Annotated in this window: 16 protein-coding genes; 7 read left to right on the forward strand and 9 right to left on the reverse strand. The window is 63.9% G+C overall.

Annotated elements, in window-relative coordinates:
• Positions 1-194 precede the first annotated feature (194 nt).
• On the forward strand, positions 195-1,466 hold the full coding sequence (locus ACSQ24_RS15755; RefSeq protein WP_436097902.1) for an acyl-CoA dehydrogenase family protein: 1,272 nt from the start codon (positions 195-197) through the stop codon (positions 1,464-1,466).
• Between the two features lie 30 nt (positions 1,467-1,496).
• Here ACSQ24_RS15755 and ACSQ24_RS15760 read toward each other — a convergent pair whose 3' ends face one another.
• The 4 genes from ACSQ24_RS15760 to ACSQ24_RS15775 all read right to left on the reverse strand — a co-directional run bounded on the left by ACSQ24_RS15760 (position 1,497) and on the right by ACSQ24_RS15775 (position 4,574).
• Positions 1,497-1,718, reverse strand: a complete 222-nt coding sequence (locus tag ACSQ24_RS15760) for a hypothetical protein (RefSeq protein ID WP_436095583.1) — start codon at positions 1,716-1,718, stop codon at positions 1,497-1,499.
• A gap of 71 nt (positions 1,719-1,789) precedes the next feature.
• Positions 1,790-2,515 (reverse strand): outer membrane protein, encoded by a 726-nt coding sequence (locus ACSQ24_RS15765; protein WP_436095584.1) that lies wholly within the window; start codon positions 2,513-2,515, stop codon positions 1,790-1,792.
• A 56-nt stretch (positions 2,516-2,571) separates the two neighbouring features.
• On the reverse strand, positions 2,572-2,928 hold the full coding sequence (locus tag ACSQ24_RS15770; RefSeq protein WP_436095585.1) for an HdeA/HdeB family chaperone: 357 nt from the start codon (positions 2,926-2,928) through the stop codon (positions 2,572-2,574).
• 191 nt (positions 2,929-3,119) lie between these two features.
• Entirely contained in the window at positions 3,120-4,574 is a 1,455-nt protein-coding gene (locus ACSQ24_RS15775) for a DUF1254 domain-containing protein (RefSeq protein ID WP_436095586.1), read from the reverse strand.
• A gap of 230 nt (positions 4,575-4,804) precedes the next feature.
• Here ACSQ24_RS15775 and ACSQ24_RS15780 point away from each other — a divergent pair, with 230 nt between their 5' ends.
• Complete coding sequence (locus tag ACSQ24_RS15780) at positions 4,805-5,905, forward strand: AraC family transcriptional regulator ligand-binding domain-containing protein (RefSeq protein WP_436095587.1); 1,101 nt, start codon at positions 4,805-4,807, stop codon at positions 5,903-5,905.
• A gap of 68 nt (positions 5,906-5,973) precedes the next feature.
• Here the strand turns inward: ACSQ24_RS15780 and ACSQ24_RS15785 are convergent, their stop codons facing one another.
• Positions 5,974-6,792, reverse strand: a complete 819-nt coding sequence (locus ACSQ24_RS15785) for a DUF3108 domain-containing protein (protein WP_436095588.1) — start codon at positions 6,790-6,792, stop codon at positions 5,974-5,976.
• 605 nt (positions 6,793-7,397) lie between these two features.
• On the opposite strand from ACSQ24_RS15785, the gene ACSQ24_RS15790 reads away from it, so the two are divergent.
• A complete protein-coding gene (locus ACSQ24_RS15790) occupies positions 7,398-9,101 on the forward strand; it encodes an RNA-directed DNA polymerase (RefSeq protein ID WP_436095589.1) in 1,704 nt (567 codons plus the stop codon).
• Positions 9,094-10,644 (forward strand): DNA polymerase, encoded by a 1,551-nt coding sequence (locus ACSQ24_RS15795; RefSeq protein ID WP_436095590.1) that lies wholly within the window; start codon positions 9,094-9,096, stop codon positions 10,642-10,644. The genes ACSQ24_RS15790 and ACSQ24_RS15795 overlap by 8 nt, the downstream gene beginning before the upstream one ends.
• Positions 10,645-10,738: 94 nt before the next feature.
• Here ACSQ24_RS15795 and ACSQ24_RS15800 read toward each other — a convergent pair whose 3' ends face one another.
• From ACSQ24_RS15800 to ACSQ24_RS15810, 3 genes are all read right to left on the reverse strand, one after another.
• Entirely contained in the window at positions 10,739-13,921 is a 3,183-nt protein-coding gene (locus ACSQ24_RS15800) for an efflux RND transporter permease subunit (protein WP_436095591.1), read from the reverse strand.
• 81 nt (positions 13,922-14,002) lie between these two features.
• Positions 14,003-15,220 carry an efflux RND transporter periplasmic adaptor subunit gene (locus tag ACSQ24_RS15805; protein ID WP_436095592.1) on the reverse strand — a complete coding sequence of 406 codons (1,218 nt, stop codon included), beginning with the start codon at positions 15,218-15,220 and terminating at the stop codon, positions 14,003-14,005.
• A gap of 53 nt (positions 15,221-15,273) precedes the next feature.
• A complete protein-coding gene (locus ACSQ24_RS15810) occupies positions 15,274-16,110 on the reverse strand; it encodes an alpha/beta hydrolase fold domain-containing protein (RefSeq protein ID WP_436095593.1) in 837 nt (278 codons plus the stop codon).
• A 127-nt stretch (positions 16,111-16,237) separates the two neighbouring features.
• Between ACSQ24_RS15810 and ACSQ24_RS15815 the strand changes: the two genes are divergently transcribed.
• From ACSQ24_RS15815 to purU, 3 genes are all read left to right on the forward strand, one after another.
• Complete coding sequence (locus ACSQ24_RS15815) at positions 16,238-17,185, forward strand: LysR substrate-binding domain-containing protein (RefSeq protein WP_436095594.1); 948 nt, start codon at positions 16,238-16,240, stop codon at positions 17,183-17,185.
• A gap of 204 nt (positions 17,186-17,389) precedes the next feature.
• Positions 17,390-18,679 (forward strand): amidase, encoded by a 1,290-nt coding sequence (locus ACSQ24_RS15820; protein WP_436095595.1) that lies wholly within the window; start codon positions 17,390-17,392, stop codon positions 18,677-18,679.
• A 360-nt stretch (positions 18,680-19,039) separates the two neighbouring features.
• Positions 19,040-19,903, forward strand: coding sequence for a formyltetrahydrofolate deformylase (gene purU / locus ACSQ24_RS15825; protein ID WP_436095596.1), 864 nt, complete (start codon positions 19,040-19,042; stop codon positions 19,901-19,903).
• A 218-nt stretch (positions 19,904-20,121) separates the two neighbouring features.
• Here purU and pyrC read toward each other — a convergent pair whose 3' ends face one another.
• Positions 20,122-21,216 (reverse strand): dihydroorotase, encoded by a 1,095-nt coding sequence (pyrC, locus tag ACSQ24_RS15830; protein WP_436095597.1) that lies wholly within the window; start codon positions 21,214-21,216, stop codon positions 20,122-20,124.
• Positions 21,217-21,364 lie beyond the last annotated feature (148 nt).

Genomic DNA, 21,364 nt, shown 5'->3' on the forward strand with positions numbered 1-21,364 from the left:
CAGAACCTCATAGCGCTGTCGCTGCTGCCAAACCCCTGTTTCTGCCGACGATCACCAAGTGGCACCACCCCCATCCCCATACCCTTCCCCACAAGGGGGAAGGGAGGAATCCAGACGATCAGCCTTTCGCATAGGTATCCGCAGGGAGAGAGAGGTTGCCCGAGCATGACGCCCTGGACCTCAAGGAGAGCACCATGGATTTCGCCTATTCGGCCAGGGTCGAGGAGCTGCGCGGCAGGCTGCAGGCCTTCATGGACACCCATGTCCAGCCGGCCGACGCCGCCTGGAAGCACGAGGTCGAGGCCGGGCGCTATCCGAGCGCGCTGATCGATGGCCTCAAGGCGAAAGCGAAAGCGGAGGGCCTGTGGAACCTCTTCCTGCCCGCACTGAAGCCGGATGAGCCCGGCACGCGCCTCACCAATCTCGAATATGCCCCGCTCGCCGAGATCATGGGCCGGATCTACTGGTCCTCGGAGGTGTTCAACTGCAACGCCCCCGACACCGGCAACATGGAAATCCTGCACATGTTCGCGACGCAAGAGCAGCGCGAACGCTGGCTGAACCCGCTGCTCGACGGCGAGATCCGCTCCTGCGTCGGGATCACCGAGCCCGGCGTCGCCTCCTCCGACCCGACCAACCTGCAGACCACGATCATCCGCGACGGCGACCATTACGTCATCAACGGCCGCAAATGGTGGACGACCGGGGCGCTGCACCCGAAGGCAAAGTTCTGCATCGTCATGGGGCTGTCCGACCCGCGCCCCGAGGCCGATCCGCACAAGCGCCACAGCATGATCATCGTGCCGATGGATGCGCCCGGCCTCAGCGTGATGCGCAACCTGCCGCTGCTGAACCATTATTCGATCGAGGGCCACACCGAGACCGACTTCACCGAGGTCAGGGTGCCGGCGGCAAACCTGCTCGGCGAGGAAGGCGCGGGCTTTGCGCTGGCGCAAGCGCGGCTCGGGCCGGGGCGCATCCATCATTGCATGCGCTCGATCGGCCAATGCGAGGTTGCGCTCGAACTGATGGTCGAGCGCGCGCTGGAGCGAAAGGCCTTCGGCCGCAATCTTTCCGACTACGCCAATGTCCAGGACTGGATCGCCGAAGGGCGCATGGAGATCGACCAGGCCCGCCTGCTCTGCCTGCGCGCCGCCTGGATGATGGACAAGCACGGCAACAAGGCCGCGCGCACCGAGGTCTCGGCGATCAAGGTCGCGGCGACGCGATTGCAGACCAGGATCGCCGACCGGGCGATGCAGGTGTTCGGCGCCGGCGGGCTCTCCAACGACACGCCGTTGGCCTTCATCTACTCATGGGGCCGGGCCCTGCGCTTCATCGACGGGCCGGACGAGGTCCACCTGCGCACCATAGCCCGCGCCGAGATCAAGAAGCGCAAGGAGAGCAACCGCAGCGCGTTCGCTGAGCAAGGCGTGGTGCGGCCTTGGGTGAAGGGGGCGGGATAGGAATTGGTCCTGAAATGGACCGGCGCGACCTTAGCGACACACGCGCCGGCCGTTGACGACAGCGCAGCCGCGCCGCACGGGCGCGACTACCACGGCACGCGGAGCCACCGGGCGACGCACCACCACCGCACCGCTAGGCCCCGCACAACCGGCCCGCACGACCCCGCGCGCGCAGACGACGGCGCTCGCCTCCGTTGGCGCGAGGGCAGCCGCCAAGGCCAAGGCTCCGAAGCCGAAGATTGCATATTTCATGTCGTCGCCCCTGTCCGAACTGAAGGATGATCTGAATCTCCGACGACCTGCACGCAAGCCGCCCGAGAGGATCAGAACTTGTAGAGCAGCCGCCCGGTAACCTGATTGGTGCTCAACTGCTGCTTGAAACCGACAATGCCGAGCCCGCCGACGCCAACCGGGTAGGTGTAGGTATCCTCCTGGAACTGGGAGTACCGATATTCCAGACCAGCGATCCAGTTGTTGGTGATAGCGTATTCGGCGCCGGCACCGAGTGTCCAGCCAAAGCGGGTACTGTCGCTTGCGCCGTAGGAGTAACCCGTACCCGTTACCGTCGACTTGGGCGCGGCCAATGCGAGGCCGCCGGTCGCGTAGATCATGAACCGATCGAAAGCATAACCGACACGCAGCCTGGCCGAGCCGACCCAATTGGTATGGGCGGTGATGAAGTCGCCGGTCAGTGCAGTATGCCGCTGTTTTCCGGTGATGAGGGCTGAGCCGTCGATCTCGCCACCGAGGACAAGCTGGCCGATCTGGTGGTTGTAGCCCACCATCAGGCCGACCGCGACGCCGTTCTTGTCCAGGCTGGGCAGTGAGGCAACGGCGGCCCGACCGGCGATCGCGGCGCCAGCCGTCAACTCGGTCCTGGTCTGCGCCCAGCCGGCCTGGGCACCGACATAGAAACCGGTCCATGTGAACGCAGGCGGCAAGGGAGCGGCAGGTTCGATCCGCCGCGACGGCAGATCGGCAGCCTGCGCGGCGAGCGAGAATATTGCGAGAGCAAGCCCGGCACCAAGCTTTGTAGTTGAGATAGACATCTTTGACTCGCCCTTTGTGAACGGCAGAACGGTTAAACGCACCGGCCGGCAGGCACTTATTTCAGGTGGATTCCCAGCTTGGCGCGCTCGTCCTTGAACACCACCGCAAGCGCCTCGATGACCTTCTTCCCGGGATTGGCCTTGCAGTAGACGATGACCTCGTGCTCGACGACCTTGCCCTTCTTCAGATCGAGGAAATGCTTCTTGGCGAGGCCGTTATACCAGCCGCTATACCAGGCGGAGAGGAGATCGGCGTCTTCCTGGAAGGTCCCGGCCAGCTGGGCGCAGGTCAGGGCCTGGACATCGATGAAGCCGTTGGCATCGACATAGCTCGTGAGCGGAACCTGGGCCGTCGCCGGAGACGAGGCGGCGCAGACGATCGACACCGCCATGGCGGCAAGAATTCTGGACATGATGATCTCCTGTATCGATGTATGGGAACGCAGCGATTGAGCTGAACTGGTAAGCTGATCTTGCCGGCGAGCGGTTCCGAGCCGCCCTGGCAAGATCCCTTGCAGAACCATGTCAGGGCTATTTGCGGCCGGCACAAAAAACCGGCGACGCCATCGCAACGACCTTGCGACAGGAAGGCGCACGAAGCCTGCTATGAGACCCGTTTCACACCGGGTGGCTGCCATGTCCCTGCACCCGCCGGCAGGATCGACGGCGCGGTGGGCTTCGGCCAATAGAGGCGCATCACGAGGTAGATCTTGTCATCCGGGGCCGGAAGCCAGTTTGCCTCCTTGTCGGCCCCGGGGCTGTCCTTCTGGATGTATAGCGTCAGCGAGCCGTCGGCGTCCTTCTTCATCGCCGGCAACATCGGAGCGTTGATCAGGTAGCGATTGATCGGGTTCTTGACCAGGAACTGGCTCTTGCCGTCGTACATCGTCACGGACCAGAACGCGTTCACCGGCGGCAGCTGGCCGGGTGCGAAGGTGATGGTGTATTTGTGCTTGCTGCCGTCGAGCGGCTCACCGGCCGCGTCGGTTCGGGTATAGGGGTACATGGCTTCGACGGCATTGTTGCCATAGAGACCGCCCTTGGAGGCTCCTGCCCGCATCACCCAATCGCCGTTGTAGAAGGCCTCGTCGCCGAAGAACGAGCCGACATTCCAGCCGTTGATGACCTTGTTTCCGTTGGCCAGCCATTTGTCGACCTTGGCATTGCCCTGCTTCATGGCCACCAGGATTTCGGCCTTGTGCTCGAACGACAGGTCCTTGAACGCGAAGGTCTTGCCGGGACCGACGCCGATCTTCGCGAGTTTCGCACGGATCGCCTTGTCCCTTGGCGTCTCGGGGACGTATTGCAGGGCCGCGTCGAGATATTCGAAGAAGTTGTGCCTGATCCCGGCGGTGCTGGCAGGAACGAACGCGATCTTCGGCGCGGCGGGCGCAGCGGGCTGCTTGAGGAAGGCGGAAAGCGGCTGCGCCTTGTAGCCGGCCTGGATCTTCTCGACGTTCGGCATGTCGCCGGCATTGAAGAGCTGGGTGCGGAAAGCCGCGAAGGTGAACGGCGTCGTTGAGCGGAAGACCTGCTTGATCCCGGCCGGCGTTCCGCCTTTCCAGTCGGGGCCGACCACCAGATAGTCGCCAGGCTCGGTCCCTGTGGCGCGCGTGCCGATATAGCCGAAATTGTAGGTGTTGCCGTCGATGAGCTGGACCGAGTAGTAGCGGTCCTTGGTGACCGTCGGCACCGAGATGACCATCGGTTCAGCCCGCAAATCCAGCCAGAGTATCGAGTAAGGCGTGTCGCTGTTCGGCGTGATGATTGCCGTATCCGCCGGGGTGGCGACGTGGCGCATGTTGTAGATTTCGTTGAACGGCGCCTTGAACTGCCCCGAGTTCCTGTCGACGGCATACTCATGCATGACCGCATAATTCATCACGAGCGGCAGGCCGTAGATGAAGCCTTCTTCGGCGATGTCCTTGGCGTCCAACAGGCTGGGCCATCCGGCATTGGCCTGCTCGATGACCGGGGTGGAGACCGGATTGGCCTTCGCCGTCGTGGCGGCGAGTGCAGCCATCGCTGCGGAGGCAAGCAGGTCGCGTTTCGTAAGCATCTGGACGGCTTCCTCGTGGTTCTCGGCGTTATTCAAGTGCGTTCAACGAACGGTCTAAGACTATTTACGCTTCCAGCGACGAACGCTGCGACATATGACGTACGAGATGCGCCCATAGTTACGAATACAGAGAGCATCTTAATCAATTTTGTCGCATTTCATACGATCAATGCTCGAGTTTGCGTCAATTATTTTAAAGCTGATTCGACGGCCAAAACCGGGTTTCCCGTTTGGCCGAAGCGCTTATACTGTGCGACAAAGCAGCAATCGGACGCCGGGACCACTCATTTTGCGCCAACCTTGCGGCATCCCGGAGCGCCCGGCGCGTGGCTGAGATCCCGGTCATCTCCAGCCATATCCTGCACGGCCTGCCGGCATTCATGCGTCAGGAAGTCGGGGAAAGGGCGCTTCAGCGGGCGAACCGCGCGGCCGGCTTCGATCTCGAACTGACCGAGGGCCGCAATTGCTTCATCCCGCATGCCGCGGTGATCGGTTTCGTCAATGCCGCCGCAAGGGCGGCGGGCGCGCCCGATCTCGGGCTCCTGATCGCCCCGATGATGAATGCCGCCAATTATGGCAGTTTCGGCCGCTACATCCTAGGAGCCGACACCCTCGGCCAATCCATCCAGCGGAGCATAACGGCCCTGTGCTACCACAGCACGGATGACAGGATGTCGGTCGCGGTCGTCGGCGACAAGGCACGCTACAGCTATGTCTTTGCCCTGGCTGGCCATGCTGGCTACGACATGATCGCCGGCGCGGCTGCCGGCGTTCTGCTGAGTGTCATCCGGGCCTACCTCCCTGTCGACTGGCGCCCGCTGCGCGTCGAACTCAATATCGACAGGCCACGCCAGACCGGCCTGTTCGAAGATCTCTTCCAGTGCCCGGTGACCTTCAACGCGCCTGCGGTGACCATTGTCGTGGAACGCCATCATTTGTCTGCTGCGCCGCGCTGCGCCTCATGGCCGATCGTCACCATCGAGGATGTGGCGCGAGACCGGCCCGGCGGCGCTCCACGGAGCCTGCTCGACGTCGTCATGGAGCAGATTCGGGCCCAGGTCCTCACCGGCAGCGTGTCGATCGACCGCGCTGCGCGACCATTGGGTACCAGCGTCCGAACGCTGCAACGCGAGCTGGATCGGGTTGGCACCGATTTCCGCAGCCTGACGAACGCGGCAAGGATTCAAAGAGCGACCGAGCTGCTCCGACACACGGATGGCTCGATCACCCGCGTTTCGGCGGAGATGGGCTATTCCTCTCCCGCCAATTTCGCGCGCGCCTTCCAAAAGGCGACCGGCCGCACGCCTAGCGAGTTTCGCTCGAGCATGTAGCATCCCCGCTGGGCCATTCCCCGCGCCGGCGGACGCTCCAACGACACGCCGCTGGCCTCAGCCGCTCGTCAACGCTGGGCTTCGACAGGAGGCGCGGCGAGCTGGACCGCGACCGTGCCGAACCAGCGCGTCTCGACCTCGAACCGCAAGGGCAGCGGAAACTCGCCGCCCTCGCGCAGCGCGATCAGGACCGAGCCTTTCAAGGGCCGCATCGCCGCCTCGCGATCATCGTCATGCCTGAAGCCGGCGATCGTCCGGACGGTGAAGCCGCAGCGCAGCGCGCGGCCGTTCAAGGGCCCCTGGTCGCTGACCTGCAGCTTCGCCGATGAGGTCATGACGGCGAGCGAGCGGCGGCGGCCGTCATAGATCGCCGTCGAGCCGTCGCAGCCTTCAGTCTCGGCCACCTTCTTGAGCATCCCGGCGACGCCGGAGAGCGAGTCGACCGTGCCCCGGATCAGTTCGGGCGGCACGGCCTCGCGGTCCTCGTTCGACGGCTCCTGCCGCCGGACGATCGGCAAGCCGCGCTGATAGTGCAGCTCGCTGACATAGGCCCGGCCGCGCCATGAGCCGTTCGCAGCATAGAGCCGCGGCTCGGGGCCAGTGCGGCCCCAGCGGCCTTCGACCCGGCCGGATTGCTCGGCAGCCCCGACAAGCTGCGCTGCCCGGTAGGGGCGCGTGCGGATCTCGATGCGATAGCCGGCGCGGTCCAGCATCGTCGTCACCTCGATCTCGCCCAGCGAGACCCCGCCCAGCACCGTGACGTCGTAGCGAAGGCGCATCTCGCGCGCCGAGGCGGCCGAGGGCACGGCGCAGCCAAGCGCGCCGGCGATCAGGGCGCCTGCCGCGATGGCCCTCGGGCGGGCCTGTCTCGATGCGATGCCGATCAAGGACCTGCCCTCCCGCCGCGCTCAGGCATCATCGCCGTCGCCGGCGAGGCTGCGTAGCCTCGCAGCCCCTCGGCGTCGCCTTTGTCGAATTCGCGCCCGAGCATCCGCATCATCCCGCACGGGACCGGCTGGTCCCCTTCCCTCCGCGTGACCGCCCGGTGTTACAGGGCCATGGCCGAGGCGAAGTGCCATTGTAGCGCGGACGACGAGAGCCCCGCCATGCACGAAGGCGCGACGCGTTGCGGTCGCGGATCGGGTGATGCAGGGGCTCGGTGCCGACGGGCGCTCCAACGGCCGGGCACCTGCGCACCATCGCCCGCGGCGAAATCAAGAAGCGCAAGGAGAGCGGGCGGAGTGCGTTCACTGAGCAAGGGTGCGGCCTTGAGTGAAAGTTGGTAGGACGTGGGTACTCCGGCGCGTTGCTGACGCTTGCGACCTCCGCTTCTATCTAGGTCATGGCGCCACCATAGCAAACACAACCAAGCTCGAACTACGTTTTGCGCTATCTGATCTGAGCCGATCTGGAAGCTAATCGCCAAAAGCGTAAAACACATGCTATTTGACGAATCCTTGCAAGATAGGACGCCGGATAAGGCGCTTTTTATGTGAAAACAGAAAATCGATCGAAAGCTGACGAGGATTACTCCCTTAGCAATCCCTTTTGGGAGAAGGGACAAGCGCTTGGATTTCCAGTTCGGTTCAACGCCGTCTTGCGGCATTTGCGGCAGGATATGCGGGACGATTGGTACTTCGATTGCCTACAATATGAGGATCTTTTCAGCGACCCAAACGAAGCGAAGAGGATTATTATATCACTTTTGCAGGAGTGGAATGGTACCTATCGCGGGACACGGAGCGTTGTCAGAAATATCCCAAAGAAAGGATTTGGCGAGCGCTACGGACTCGAAACCGATTTCTTTGATCGATTTCTCTATCAAGCAATCTGCAGCTTTCTTATTCCATTTTTTGACAAATTACTGAGCCACCGGGTTCTCAGTTACCGCTACGATCCCAACCCTCAGAATCCGAAATATCTTTTTAAAGCCAAGATAAGCCGATGGTTTACTTTTGAAGGGGTTACACTGACGTTCGCCGGTTCTGGAAAATATCTGCTTGTCACCGACCTTAGCAATTTCTTTGAAAATATCTCACGCGCGCAGCTGATTGCCGAATTAGAACGTGCCATCTCCGATATTCAGGCAACCGGGCCAGAAAAACTACAAATCCGCAATGCAATTGCGACACTAGATGCGCTCCTAGGACAATGGACATTCAATGGCAGTCACGGGTTGCCACAAAATCGGGACGCATCCTCTTTCCTGTCCAATATTCTCCTCTCTTCTGTAGACCGGAAGATGGCCGAGTTAGGGCATGATTATTATCGCTACGTTGATGATATTCGTATTATTGCTGATTCCGAGCTGCATGCTCGGCGCGCACTTCAAGATTTAATTCGGCAATTGCGGACAGTAGGTCTAAATATTAACGCAAGCAAAACAGAAATACTTTCACCAGATACATCGAAAGACAAGCTGGCGGAATTTTTTCCATCTAAAGACAGCGAGACAAACGCTATCAATTATATGTGGCAATCACGCAGCCGCCGACTAGTGACGCGCTCGGTAAGCTATATTTTTAAGATTCTCACCGATTGCATCGCATCGGGCGAGACCCAATCACGCCAATTTCGGTTTGCTGTGAACCGCATCGCGCAGATTGTAGAATCCGGCCTCTTTGATGTCGGAGATGCCTTGTCAGCAACTTTGTTGGACACATTGTCACGAACTTTATCTGAGCATGCAGTGTCAACCGATCAATATTGTCGGCTGATTGCAATTCTGGACAAAGATGGACGCTGCTTGCCGGCATTGGAGTCGTTCCTTCTGGCAGAAGAAGGAGCCATCCATGACTGGCAGAACTACAACATCTGGCTTGTGCTTGCCGTACGAAAATATCGATCTGACGCCCTCGTTGCTCTAGCGGATCGTAAACTAGAGGAAGACATGAGATCAGGAGAAGCCGCTGCCATCCTGATCTGGCTCCGCTGCGTAGAGGAAACGACTTTGATCGAGCGGTCTGTACGAAATTTCGCGGGGCCGCTCCCCTACCAGAATGCGCGTTACCTGTTGATCTCGGCCTCCATGCTCCCGGCAGCTAATCTGCAGCCATTGCATGGGTTGGTGCCGACAATATTAAAGGGAACGGGAATGCGCGCAGCCCGTCACAACAACGGAGACGGCTTACCGTTCGCCGTCCGTGAACGCCCCGACCTCTTGAACCTCGTGGATGAGGTCAGCGAGTATGATTGAAAATGCATCGAAGCTACTGATATTCATTAAGGACTTTACTGGCCGCGGCGCGGACCGTTTCTTCTGGCTTGAGGGCGACCAACTCAACGAGACAAGCGCTGAGGAGGTCGTGGGATTTCCAGGCGCAATTGTGTGCCACGATTTTTGGATCATCCGCGATATCATCTTCGATAAGACGCAGAACCTACCAAAAACTATTATCGACTTGGACGAATTTCGAATCGCTATCAGTGGAAACCCTGAAGATAGGCTTTCTCGGGAAAAATTAGATATTACAGCCGAATTGGAGCGGTTTGGAGTCGGCTCGGATATATGCTCTGCCTACAAAAGGATGTTCAACAGAGGTATCGAGTTTGACACCGCTATCGCGTGCGAAGCCGCGAAGGCGATGGCACAAATGTACTCAACTCTTTGCACGGAAGCGTCCGAAAAAGGAGAATTGGAACGTTTTATGGATGTAGAGGTGCCCGTCTATGGGATACTTCAAAAAGCTATGTCGGCTGGAATTACCATTAACTCCGAAGGCCTCTCGGAAAAGAGGCGAGAGGCAGAATACGATTATTTCTTTAGCTTGAAAAATTACTCCGACAAACACGATATGCCATTGGAGACCCCCACTCGGGCAGCCATTCAAGAAAGGCTCGATGAGGCAGGTTTCGATCTAAATGGCGTATCGACCGAATATGTGCTGGAATTTCTGCCTCATCAAGGCGATTTCGGCAATGACACGCTAACCCTTTGGGATTTCGATACGGCCAAGCGAGTACTTTCGTCGCTGACACTGTCAAGTCGCCTTGCACGCCCAATCATCGATATCTTTGGATCGCGGACGTCACGTATTCATTTACGCAGTCCCCTGTTACAAAATATGCCCAAGAAATATCGGACTATCGTGTCAGCGCGCGATGGCGCGAGTCTCTGCTACGTCGACTTCGACCAATACGAAGTGGGCATCATGGCGGCGCTCTCTGAGGATCCGGAGTTGGCAACTCTTTATGGCGCCGGCGACATGTACGATCTGTTCGCGACAACACACCTGGGGCTTGCAGGAAATCGCAAGGCCGCAAAACAGCTCTTTCTATCGTACGCTTATGGGATGAGCCGAAAATCCTTGATAGACGCGGCGGTGTCACTTGGCGCCAACCGCGAACAGGCAAAGTCAGCGTTCAGGCTCTTCTCCAAATACGAAGAATGGAAGAAGACGGTCTGGTCACGTTTCAAAAAAGAGGGTCGCGTCGCCACGACCCAAGGCAATCACTATAAGAGAATAGAAACTGGTCCGTTATCAGCCAAAGAACAACGCTCTGCTATCAGCCAAGTAGTCCAAGGAACTGCTTCCTTAATCTTCAAGAAGGCGCTTTTAAAGGTCAACGATCTTGATGATGTAACGATCGTTTTGCCGATGCACGACGCCCTCCTATTCGAACATCGCTTGGCGGGCACTCCCGCCAAAGTGGTAAGTGCATTCGAAAACGCGATGACCGCGCAACTGCAGGGACTCGTCAAAGGGAAGGCCTCAATCGGCCAGTTTGCTCCGTCCTGAGCAGTTGCCCCACGGCGCATTCAGGCGTTGCGGGGCTGTGAACCAAGGTATACGCCGGCAGGATCGTGGCCACCCACAACCCTGCCGGCCCCCACTAAGCCGCCTCGGCAAGCTCCACCTTCCCCTCCTCCCCATGCTGGCGCAGGGGCTTGTTCCCCGAAAGCCTCCGCATCAGCACGTAGAAGACCGGCGTCAGGAAGATGCCGAAGGCGGTGACGCCGATCATGCCGGCGAAGACCGCGATGCCCATGGCCTGGCGCATCTCGGCGCCCGCCCCGGTCGAGAGCACCAGCGGCACCACGCCCATGACGAAGGCGAGCGAGGTCATCAGGATCGGCCTGAGGCGCAGGCGGCTGGCCTCGATCGCGGCCTCGACCGGCGTCCGGCCCTCGAATTCGAGCTCGCGCGCAAATTCGACGATCAGGATGGCGTTCTTGGCCGATAGTCCGACCAGGACGACGAGGCCGATCTGGGTGAAGACGTTGTTGTCGCCGCCACTCCACCAGACGCCGGCCATCGCCGCCATCAGGCCCATCGGGATGATCAGGAGGATCGCGACCGGCAGGGTCAGGCTCTCATACTGCGCCGCCAGCACCAGGAAGACGAGCAGGATCGCGACCGGGAAGACGAGCATGGCGGAGTTGCCGGCGAGGATCTCCTGATAGGTCAGCTCGGTCCATTCGAAGGCGAAGCCCTTGGGCAGGGTCTCGGCCGCGATGCGTGTCACCGCGTCCTGCGCCTGGCCCGAGGAGAAGCCCGGGGCCGGGCCGGCATTGATGTCGGCGCTGAGGAAGCCGTTATAGCGCATCGCCCGTTCGGGGCCGGAATCGGTGCGCACGTTGAGCACGGCCGAGAGCGGCACCATCTCGCCCGAGTTCGAGCGGACCTTGAGCTTGCCGATATCCTCCTGATAGGCGCGGTAGGGCGCATCGGCCTGGACGCGCACGGTGTAGGTGCGGCCGAACTTGTTGAAGTCGTTCACATAGGACGAGCCGAGATAGATCTGCAGCGTCTCGAAGACATCGGTGACGGGAACGCCGAGCTGGCGCGCCTTGGTGCGGTCGATGTCGGCATAGAGCTGCGGCACGTTGACCTGGAAGCTCGAGAACATGCCGGCGAGCTCGGGCGCCACGGCGGCCTTGGCCATGAAGGCCTTGGTCGCCTCGTCGAGCGCCTTGTAGCCGAGGCCGGCGCGGTCCTCGATCTGCAGCTTGAAGCCGCCGATGGTGCCGAGGCCCTGGACGGGCGGCGGCGGGAACATCGCGATGAAGGCCTCCTTGACGCCGGCGAACTCCTTGTTGAGCTGCATGGCGATGGCGTTGCCCGAGAGCTCGGGCGTCTTGCGCTGATCGAAGGGCTTCAGGCCGACGAAGACGATGCCGGCATTGGACGAGTTGGTGAAGCCGTTGATCGACAGGCCCGGGAACGAGATCGCGTTCTCGACGCCGGGATGCTTCAGGGCGATCGCGTCCATCTTGCGGATGACGTCCTCGGTGCGGTCGAGCGTCGCCGCGTCGGGCAGCTGCGCGAAGCCGACGAGGTATTGCTTGTCCTGGCCCGGTACGAAGCCTGACGGCACCTTCTGGAAGAGCACGACGGTCAGGCCGACGAGGCCGGCATAGACCACGAGCATCACGCTCTTACGGCCGAGGATGCGGGTGACGCCGCCGCCATAGGCCTCCGAGGAGCGGTTGAAGAAGCGGTTGAAGCCACGGAAGAACCAGCCGAACAGGACGTCCATGCCGCGGGTCAGCGCATCCTTGGGGGCGTCATGCCCGCGCAGCAGCAATGCGGCGAGCGCCGGCGAGAGCGTCAGCGAGTTGATCGCCGAGATCACCGTCGAGATCGCGATGGTGAGCGCGAACTGGCGGTAGAACTGGCCGGTCAGGCCGCTGATGAAGGCGAGCGGGACGAAAACTGCGACGAGGACGAGCGCGATCGCGATGATCGGGCCGGAGACCTCGCGCATCGCCTTGTAGGTGGCTTCGCGTGGGCTGAGGCCGTTTTCGATGTTGCGCTCGACATTCTCGACCACGACGATGGCGTCGTCGACGACGATGCCGATCGCCAGCACGAGGCCGAACAGCGAGAGCGCATTGATCGAGAAGCCGAGCAGGTACATCACCGCGAAGGTGCCGACGACCGAGATCGGCACGGCGACGAGCGGGATGATCGAGGCGCGCCAGGTCTGCAGGAAGACGATGACGACGAGCACGACCAGCGCGATCGCCTCGAGCAGCGTGGTGATCACCGCCTTGATCGAGGCGCGGACGAACTGGGTGGTGTCGTAGACGATCGAGTAGTCGACGCCCTCCGGCATGTTCTGCTTGATCTCGCGCATCGTCTCCTGGACGCGGTCGGCGATGGCGATGGCGTTGGAGTTCGGCGCCTGGAAGATCGGCACGGCAACCGCCGACTTGCCGTTGAGCAGCGAGCGCAGCGCGTAGTCGGCGGCGCCGAGCTCGATGCGGGAGACATCCTTGAGGCGGACGACGGCGCCGCTCGCGGCGGTCTTGACGATGATCTCGCCGAACTCCTCCTCGCTGGCGAGGCGACCCTGCGCATTGACCGAGAGCTGCAGGTCGAGCCCCGGCCCGCTCGGCGAGGCGCCGATGACGCCGGCCGCGGCCTGGACGTTCTGGGCGCGGATCTCGCGGACGATGTCGGAGGGCGAGAGAGCGTGCTCGGCGACCTTCTGCGGGTCGAGCCAGACGCGCATCGAATAGTCGCCCGAGCCGAAGAGCTGGACCTGGCCGACGCCGTCGATGCGCGCCAGCCGGTCCTTGACGTTGAGGACGGCGTAGTTGCGCAGATAGGTCATGTCGTAGCGGCCGTTCGGCGAGGTGATGTGCACCACCATCGTCAGGTCGGGCGAGCTCTTGATGGTGGTGACGCCGAGGCGGCGCACCTCCTCGGGCAGGCGCGGCTCGGCCTGGCTGACCCGGTTCTGGACCAGTTGCTGGGCCTTGTCCGGGTCGGTGCCGAGCTTGAAGGTGACGTTCAGCGTCATCACGCCGTCGGTCGTCGCCTGGCTCGACATGTAGAGCATGCCCTCGACGCCGTTGATCTGCTCCTCGATCGGCGTCGCCACGGTCTCGGCGATGACGCGCGGATTGGCGCCGGGATATTGCGCGCGCACCACCACGGTCGGCGGCACGACCTCGGGATATTCCGAGATCGGCAGGGCCCGCAGTGCCAGCAGGCCGGCGAGGAAGATCAGGACGGAGAGGACGCCGGCAAAGATCGGCCGGTCGATGAAGAACTTCGAGAGGTTCATGGCGGTGCCCCTTCTTAGGCGGCGGCCCCGCCGGTCCCGAAGCGGCCGGCGGAGCGATAGAACTGGGAAAGGCTCGCGCGCTCAGCGCTGCGCGAGCTCGGTCGTGGACTTCTTCAGCTCGGAACGCTCGGCCATCGGCACCTGCTCGGGGGCGACGGTGGCGCCCGGGCGGATGCGCTGCAGGCCGTTGACAACGATCTGCTCGCCGGCCTCGAGCCCGCTGGTGACGATGCGCAGGCCCTCCGCGGCTGTACCGAGCGTGACCTCGCGCCAGACCGCCTTGTGGTCCTTGCCGACGACGAGGACGAACTTCTTGTTCTGGTCGGTCCCGACGGCGCGCTCGTTGATGACGAGCGCCGGCTCGGACTTGGCCTGGCCCATGCGCAGGCGCACGAACTGCCCGGGCATCAGCGCGCCGTCCTTGTTGTCGAAGATCGCCCGGACGCGGACGGTGCCGGTCGCGGCGTCGATGCCGTTGTCGACGAAGTTGAGATGGCCGGAGACCGGAGCCGCCTCGTTCGCAGCGGTGGTCATATGCACCGGGATGCGCTTCAGGTCGCGCGGCTTGCCGGGTTCCGCCGGCAGGGTCGCAAGCGCCTTGAGCAGCGAGCCCTCATCGGCGTTGAAGCCGGCATAGACCGGGTCGACCGAGACCAGCGTGGTCAGCAGCGGCGCATTGGCGCCGGCAGCGACGAGGTTGCCGACGGTCACCTCGAGCCGCCCGATGCGGCCGCCGATCGGGGCGCGGATCTGGGTATAGTCGAGGTTGAGCCTCGCCGATTGCAGCGCGGCGCGAGCGGCGCTCTCGTTTGCCTGCGCTTCACGAAGCGCGTTCAGCCTGGTGTCGAGGTCGCGCTGCGAGACGTTCTGCGTCGACATCAGCTTCTGGCCGCGCTCATGCTCGTTCCGAGCGAGCGCAACGCGCGCCTCGGCGGCAAGCAACTGCGCCTGGGCGCGCTCGAACTCGGCTTGGTAGGGCGCCTGATCGATGCTGACCAGCAGGTCGCCCTGCTTGACCAGCGCGCCCTGCGAGAAGTGCACCTGCTCGACCACGCCGGAGACGCGCGAGCGGATCTCGACGCGCTCGATCGCCTCGAGCCGGCCAGAGAACTCGGCCCAGCTGACCAGCGCGCGCTGCTCGACCAACGCGACGGACACCGGAGTGGCCGGCGGTGCAGCGGGGGTAGTGTCGCCCTGGGCCTTGCCCGAGCCGTTGACGGCGACGGCGAGGGCCGCGAGCGAGACGCCGGCGGCGAGAGTGACGCCCAACAGGACGTGACGGATCGTTCCCTGAATCATGGGTTCATTCCTTGCTCAGAAGAGAAAAGTCGAAAGGCGGAGCGAGCGGGCCGCTAGGGCGGCGCAGTCGCGGTGAAGAACTCGCTGATGTGATGACAGGCCGCGCAGAGGCAGGAGCCGTCGCACGGGCCTTCGGCGAAGGCGTCCGGCCAGCGGCTCGGCGCGCCGACGACGCGGATGGTGGTGTCGACGCCGGCCGCCTTCAGCCGGCCGGCATAGTTGATGCTCTCGTCGCGCAGCAGGTCGTCCTCGGCCGTGACGATCAGGGCCGGGGCGAGCCCCGTCAGCCGCGCGGCATTGACCGGCGTGGCGTAAGGATGCGCCGCCTTCTCCGGCGAGCCGAGATAGGCGTGCCAGCCATCGGCCCAGCGGCAGCCGACCGGCCCGGCCTCGGCGTTGCGGAAGGAATAGGTGCCGAGGCAGGCATCGAGCATCGGCGAGAACAGAATCTGGCCGGCGAGCGCCGGTCCGTGCCGGTCGCGCGCCATCATGGCGAGCGCCGCGGCGAGGTTGCCGCCGGCCTCTTCGCCCGCCACATAGAGCGGCGCGTGCTTGCCGACCCAGCGTGCCTTGTCACGGGCGATCTTCTCCAGCGCCGCATAGCTCGCTTCGAGCGCCTGCGGAAACGGATTGGCTGGGGCGAGCGGATAAGGCAGCGAGATCACGATCGCGCCGGCTTCGGCCAGGGTGGTCGCGACAGCTTCGCCAGAAGCAAGAGTGCCGGTGTCGAAAGTGCCGCCATGCAGATGAACGACGAGGCCGGCCTCGTCCGGCACCGCCGCCGGAGCATAGAGCCGGCCGGCGAGCTTCTCGCGCCCGGCCTGCACGCTCTGCTCGCGCCAGAAGACGGCGCGGCGATAGCGGCTTTCGGGGATGGAGGGAGCGAGCATGACAGTGGCGATTGACGAATGTTGCGGTGCATCATGATTTAGGTGATGCTCCTGCCTTAATAAACCACCGATCCGCTCCTACATTGTTTCCGTACAGAAACAATCGCTGCATCGTATGAGGATTGCGATGGACCAGCTCACTGCCATGCGCGCCTTCGTGCGCGTCGTCGAAGTCGGTACCTTCACCCGCGCGGCGCAGCTGCTCGACCTGCCCAAGCCGACCGTGACCAAGCTGATTCAGCAGCTCGAAGGGCATTTGCGGGCGCAACTGCTCAACCGCACGACGCGGCGCGTCACCGTGACCATGGACGGCGCCGCCTATTACGAGCGGGCACTGCGCGTCCTCGGCGAGATCGACGAGCTCGACCAGAGCATGACCTCGTCGCAGGCGCGGCCGAGCGGGCGGCTGCGCATCGATGTCAGCGCCTCGCTCGCGACCGACATCATCATGCCGGCGCTGCCGCAATTCCTGGCGCGCTACCCCGAGATCCAGGTCGATATGGGCCTGTCCGACCGGCCTGCCGACCTGGTTGGCGAGAATCTCGACCTCGCCGTGCGCGCCGGCGCGATCGACGACCAGAGCCTGATCGCCCGCCGCATCGGCCAGATGATGCTGATCACCTGCGCGACGCCGGACTATCTGGCCAGGCACGGCACGCCGCGGCATCCGCGCGACCTGGAGAACGGCCACCTCGCCGTCGGCTATCGCCGGGCCGGCACCAGCCGCATCCTGCCCTTCACCTTCGCCGGCACCAACGAGACCGTCGAGATCCACGGCAACTATGTGATCTCGCTGAACGAGGGCACCGGCTATCTCGCCGCCGGGCTCGCGGGGATGGGCGTCATGCAGGTGGCGACCTTCATGGCGCAGGCGCACATCGCCTCCGGGCGGCTCGTGCCGGTCCTGACCGACTGGTGCACCGCGCCGAAGCCGCTGCACATCATCTACCCACCGAACCGGCACCTCTCGAACAAGGTGCGGGTCTTCGTCGACTGGCTGGCCGAGATCTTCGCCGCGAACGACCTGCTCCAGCGCAAGCCGGACCTGCCCTCCATGGAGAACGTGGCGGCCTGAAGAATACGCGCCGTCATCCCGGCCGAAGCGAAGCGGAGCGCCGGGATCCATCATAGGGCGCTGCACTCTACGATGGATTCCGGCGCTGCGCCGCTGACGCGGCTGGTCCGGAATGACGGCGTAGTGGTTCCATCGCGGGAATATCTGCCTTACTCAAATGCGCCGGCTTTCGCCGCGTGCCCGTCCACCAGCCAGGTCCGTCCGATGTCCCGCAGCGTCCGCGACAAGCTCGAAGCCAATCTCGCCCGCATCGGCGACGGCGCCCCGGTGTTCACCAGGCTCCTGCTCGACACGGCGCGCGCCGAGGCAGACGCCGCCGACCGCAGGCGTGAGGCCGGCCTCGAGCTCAGCCCGATCGACGGCAGCATCGTCTCGGTCAAGGACCTGCTCGACGTGAAGGGTGTGACGACCTGGGCCGGCTCCAGCGCGCTGAAGGGCGCAGCTCCCGCTGTTCAGGACGCGCCGTCGGTGGCGCGGCTGCGCCGGGCCGGCGCGGTGATCATCGGCAAGACCAACATGACCGAATTCGCCTTCTCCGGCATCGGCCTCAACGCCACCTTCGGCACGCCGGGCAGCGCGCCCGACAAGACGCGCATCCCCGGCGGCTCCTCCTCCGGCGCGGCGGTGTCGGTGGCGGAAGGCACGTCGGAGCTGACGGTCGGCACCGATACGGGCGGCTCCTGCCGCATCCCCGCCGCCTTCAACGGCATCATCGGGATGAAGCCGACGCACAAGACGGTTCCCGACGAGGGCTGCTTCCCGCTGGCGCCGAGCCTCGATTCGATCGGCCCGCTGGCGAAGGATGTCGCCGGCTGCGCCCGTCTGCTGTCGGTGCTGGCCGACCGGCCCTTCGCGCTCGAGGACGGCATGTCCGCCGGCCGCATCCGGCTCGGCGTGGCGCGCGGCGGTTTCCTGGCCGAGGCCGACCCGTCCGTCGCCAGGGCCTATGAGGCGGCGATCGCGCGCGTGACGCGGCTTGGCATCGCGGTCGAGCCCGTCGATTTCGACGGGCTCTACAAGGAGATGTTCGCGATCGGCCCGGTGCCGCTCGTCACGGTCGAGGCGTCCGCGGTGCATCGCGAGCTGATGTCCAGCAAGGGCGACGCCTATGACCGGCGCGTTGCGGCCCGCATCGCCATCGGCGTGCCCTGCAAGGCGGCCGACTACATCATCGCGATGGAAAGGCGCCGGGCGCTGATCGCAAGGCTCGCGGCCCAGCTCGACGGGCTCGACGGGTTCCTCGCGCCGACCGTGCCGATCGAGGCGCCGACGATCGCCGCGATGGAAGCCGATGACGAGGCCTTCCACACGGCCAACCGCCTGATCCTGCGCAATCCCGCCTTCGGCAACCTGTTCGACCTGTGCTCGATCTCGCTGCCGATGCCGCTCGGCGAGAGGCTCTCCGGCGGGCTGATGCTGAGCGCTGTCGCCGGGCGCGACCGGCAATTGCTCAACCTCGCCAAGCTGATCGAGCCGGCCGCGGCGGGGCACTGACGGCAAGCCCTCCCCCCACTTGCGGTGGGGAGGGTTGGTTGGGGGCAGTGCCGCTCGGTGAGAGCTGGAAGATATCTCGCGCCCTGCTTTCCCGCCCCCATCCCTAGCCCTTCCCCACCGCAAGCGGGGGGAAGGGAACTCGCGCCCGACCAAACAACCTTGACAATCCCCGCCGCTAGAGGCCCTTCACGGACCATGATCGCACGCAGCCTTCACGGATCGCTCCCCGCCGCCCTTGCGGCCGCGGGCGGCTGCGCGCGCCTGACCGGGCGAGGTTGACGGCAGCGCGTCGCGCGCCTCCCTCTCCGCCCCAGAACTCATTCCTGATCGAAGGGCCGCCCTCGCCGGCGGCGTCATGCCATGCTCGACCGTACCAGCGTGCTCACCCTGTCCTGCCCCGACCGTCCGGGGATCGTCGCCGCCGTCTCGACCCTGCTGTTCGAGGCCGGCTGCAACATCCTCGACGCCCAGCAATATGACGACATCGAAACCGGCCGCTTCTTCATGCGCGTCGTCTTCGTCCGCCTCGACGGCGCGCAGCCGCAGGAGGCCATCGCTTCCGGCATCGAGGCGCTCGCCCAGCGCTTCGCCATGACCATCAACCTCAGCGAGCGAGCGAAGAAGAAGCGCGTGCTGCTGCTGGTCTCGAAGTTCGACCATTGCCTGGTCGACCTGATCTATCGCTGGCGCATCGGCGAACTGCCGATGGAGATCGCGGCAATCGTCTCGAACCATGAGCGCGCCGCCATCGCCTCGACCGATATCAGCGACCTGCCCTTCCACCATCTGCCGGTGACGCGCCAGACCAAGATGGAGCAGGAAGCGGAGGTCTGGCGGATCGTGCAGGAGAGCAAGGCCGACCTCGTCGTGCTCGCCCGCTACATGCAGGTCCTGTCGGACGGCCTGTCCGCCAAGCTCACCGGGCGCTGCATCAACATCCACCACTCGTTCCTGCCCGGCTTCAAGGGCGCCAAGCCCTATCACCAGGCGCATCAGCGCGGCGTGAAGCTGATCGGCGCGACCGCGCACTACGTCACGCCGGACCTCGACGAGGGCCCGATCATCGAGCAGGACGTCGAGCGCATCAGCCACCGCGATACGCCTGACGACCTCGTCCGGAAAGGCCGCGACATCGAGCGGCGCGTGCTGGCGCGGGCCGTCTCGCACCATCTCGAAGACCGCATCGTGCTCAACGGCAAGAAGACGGTGGTGTTCACCGATTGAGGCAAGTCGTCATTCCGGGGCAGGCCGCAGGCCTGAGCCCGGAACCCATGGACACGACCGAACTCCATGGAACGCTGTCATTGCAGCGAACAATCCAGGCTGCAGCGCACCTCGGTTGCCGGTATCGTCGCCGCAATGATGATGAGCGTCGTGTTCATGGGTTCCGGGCTCGACGCTTTGCGTCGCCCCGGAATGACGAGAAGAGGCCTTGCGGCCCGTTACGCCCTCACCTCGCCGAGCGACCAGGGCAATTCCTCGCCGCCGCGGAAGACGACGACGTCCTCCTCGCCGACAGCGATGGCGGGCGAGACCCGGCAGGGCCGCTTCTCCAGCGTGACCGTGCCCTCGTTCAACGGCAGGCCGTAGAAGCGCGCACCGTTCTCCGCGGCGAAGGCCTCGAAACGGGGGAGCGCGCCCTCCTCGTCGAAGACCTGGACATAGGTCTGCAGCGCGGTGGCGCCGCCGAAGACGCCGGCCGAGCAGCATTCGGCCTGCTTGGCGCCGCGCAGATGCGGCGCCGTGTCGGTGCCGATGAAGAAATTGCCGTCGCCTGAGGTCGCGGCCTTGCGCAGGGCAAGGCGATGGCGCTCGCGCTTGGCGACCGGCAGGCAATAAAGATGCGGCCTGAGGCCGCCCTGGAAGATCGAGGTCCGGTTGATGATCAGGTGGTGCGGCGTGATCGTGCCCGCCGCCCGGCCGGCATGGGCGCGCACGAGATCAACCGTCTCGGCGGTGGTGACGTGCTCGACCACCACTTTCAGTCCCTGATGCCGCTTCAGGAGCGGCAGCATCTCCTGCTCCATGAACACCGCCTCGCGGTCGAAGATGTCGACGGCTGGATCGGTCGCCTCGCCATGGACGAGGACCGGCATGCCGATCTTCTCCATTCGCTCCAGCACCGGCGCGAGCTTCGGAATGCTGGTGACGCCGTGATGGGCGTTGGTGGTGGCGCCGGCCGGGTAGAGCTTGGCGGCAGCCCAGACGCCGTCCCTGAAGCCGCGCTCGATCTCGCCCGGATCCGTCGTATCGGTGAGATAGCAGGTCATCAGCGGAATGAAGTCGCTGCCCTCCGGCCGGGCCGCCAGGATGCGCTCGCGATAGGCGGAGGCCGCCTCGATGCTTGTCACCGGCGGCACCAGGTTCGGCATGATGATGCCGCGCTTGAACTGGGCGGCGGTGAAGGGCAGCACCGCCTTCAGCATGGCGCCGTCGCGCAGATGCACGTGCCAATCGTCCGGACGGCGGATCGTCAGCGTCTCGAAGGTGCCGGCTGCCTTGGCTTCAGTGCTGCCGAAGAGTTCCGTGACGCTCATGCCTTGCCCCTGTGCTTCCCGCCCGCCTTGCGAATCCGAAGGCGAGCCGGCTCTTCCATAACCGCCCTGCCCGGGCTGTGCGAGCACCCCTGTGCAATCATCTCGGGGACAGTGCGCAGCGGGGATTGACCTTCACCGGCAACCTGTC

The organism is Allobosea sp. LjRoot237 (assembly GCF_964253285.1).
Classification (GTDB): Bacteria; Pseudomonadota; Alphaproteobacteria; order Rhizobiales; family Beijerinckiaceae; genus Allobosea.

Bases quoted from the DNA above. Each gene is read 5' to 3' on its own strand.
- purU (WP_436095596.1), top strand. From the start codon at position 19,040: ATGCTCGACCGTACCAGCGTGCTCACCCTGTCCTGCCCCGACCGTCCG.
- ACSQ24_RS15805 (WP_436095592.1), bottom strand. From the start codon at position 15,220: ATGATTCAGGGAACGATCCGTCACGTCCTGTTGGGCGTCACTCTCGCC.
- ACSQ24_RS15770 (WP_436095585.1), bottom strand. From the start codon at position 2,928: ATGTCCAGAATTCTTGCCGCCATGGCGGTGTCGATCGTCTGCGCCGCC.
- ACSQ24_RS15765 (WP_436095584.1), bottom strand. From the start codon at position 2,515: ATGTCTATCTCAACTACAAAGCTTGGTGCCGGGCTTGCTCTCGCAATA.
- ACSQ24_RS15820 (WP_436095595.1), top strand. From the start codon at position 17,390: ATGTCCCGCAGCGTCCGCGACAAGCTCGAAGCCAATCTCGCCCGCATC.
- ACSQ24_RS15795 (WP_436095590.1), top strand. From the start codon at position 9,094: ATGATTGAAAATGCATCGAAGCTACTGATATTCATTAAGGACTTTACT.
- ACSQ24_RS15815 (WP_436095594.1), top strand. From the start codon at position 16,238: ATGGACCAGCTCACTGCCATGCGCGCCTTCGTGCGCGTCGTCGAAGTC.
- ACSQ24_RS15810 (WP_436095593.1), bottom strand. From the start codon at position 16,110: ATGCTCGCTCCCTCCATCCCCGAAAGCCGCTATCGCCGCGCCGTCTTC.
- ACSQ24_RS15800 (WP_436095591.1), bottom strand. From the start codon at position 13,921: ATGAACCTCTCGAAGTTCTTCATCGACCGGCCGATCTTTGCCGGCGTC.
- ACSQ24_RS15760 (WP_436095583.1), bottom strand. From the start codon at position 1,718: ATGAAATATGCAATCTTCGGCTTCGGAGCCTTGGCCTTGGCGGCTGCC.
- ACSQ24_RS15775 (WP_436095586.1), bottom strand. From the start codon at position 4,574: ATGCTTACGAAACGCGACCTGCTTGCCTCCGCAGCGATGGCTGCACTC.
- pyrC (WP_436095597.1), bottom strand. From the start codon at position 21,216: ATGAGCGTCACGGAACTCTTCGGCAGCACTGAAGCCAAGGCAGCCGGC.
- ACSQ24_RS15755 (WP_436097902.1), top strand. From the start codon at position 195: ATGGATTTCGCCTATTCGGCCAGGGTCGAGGAGCTGCGCGGCAGGCTG.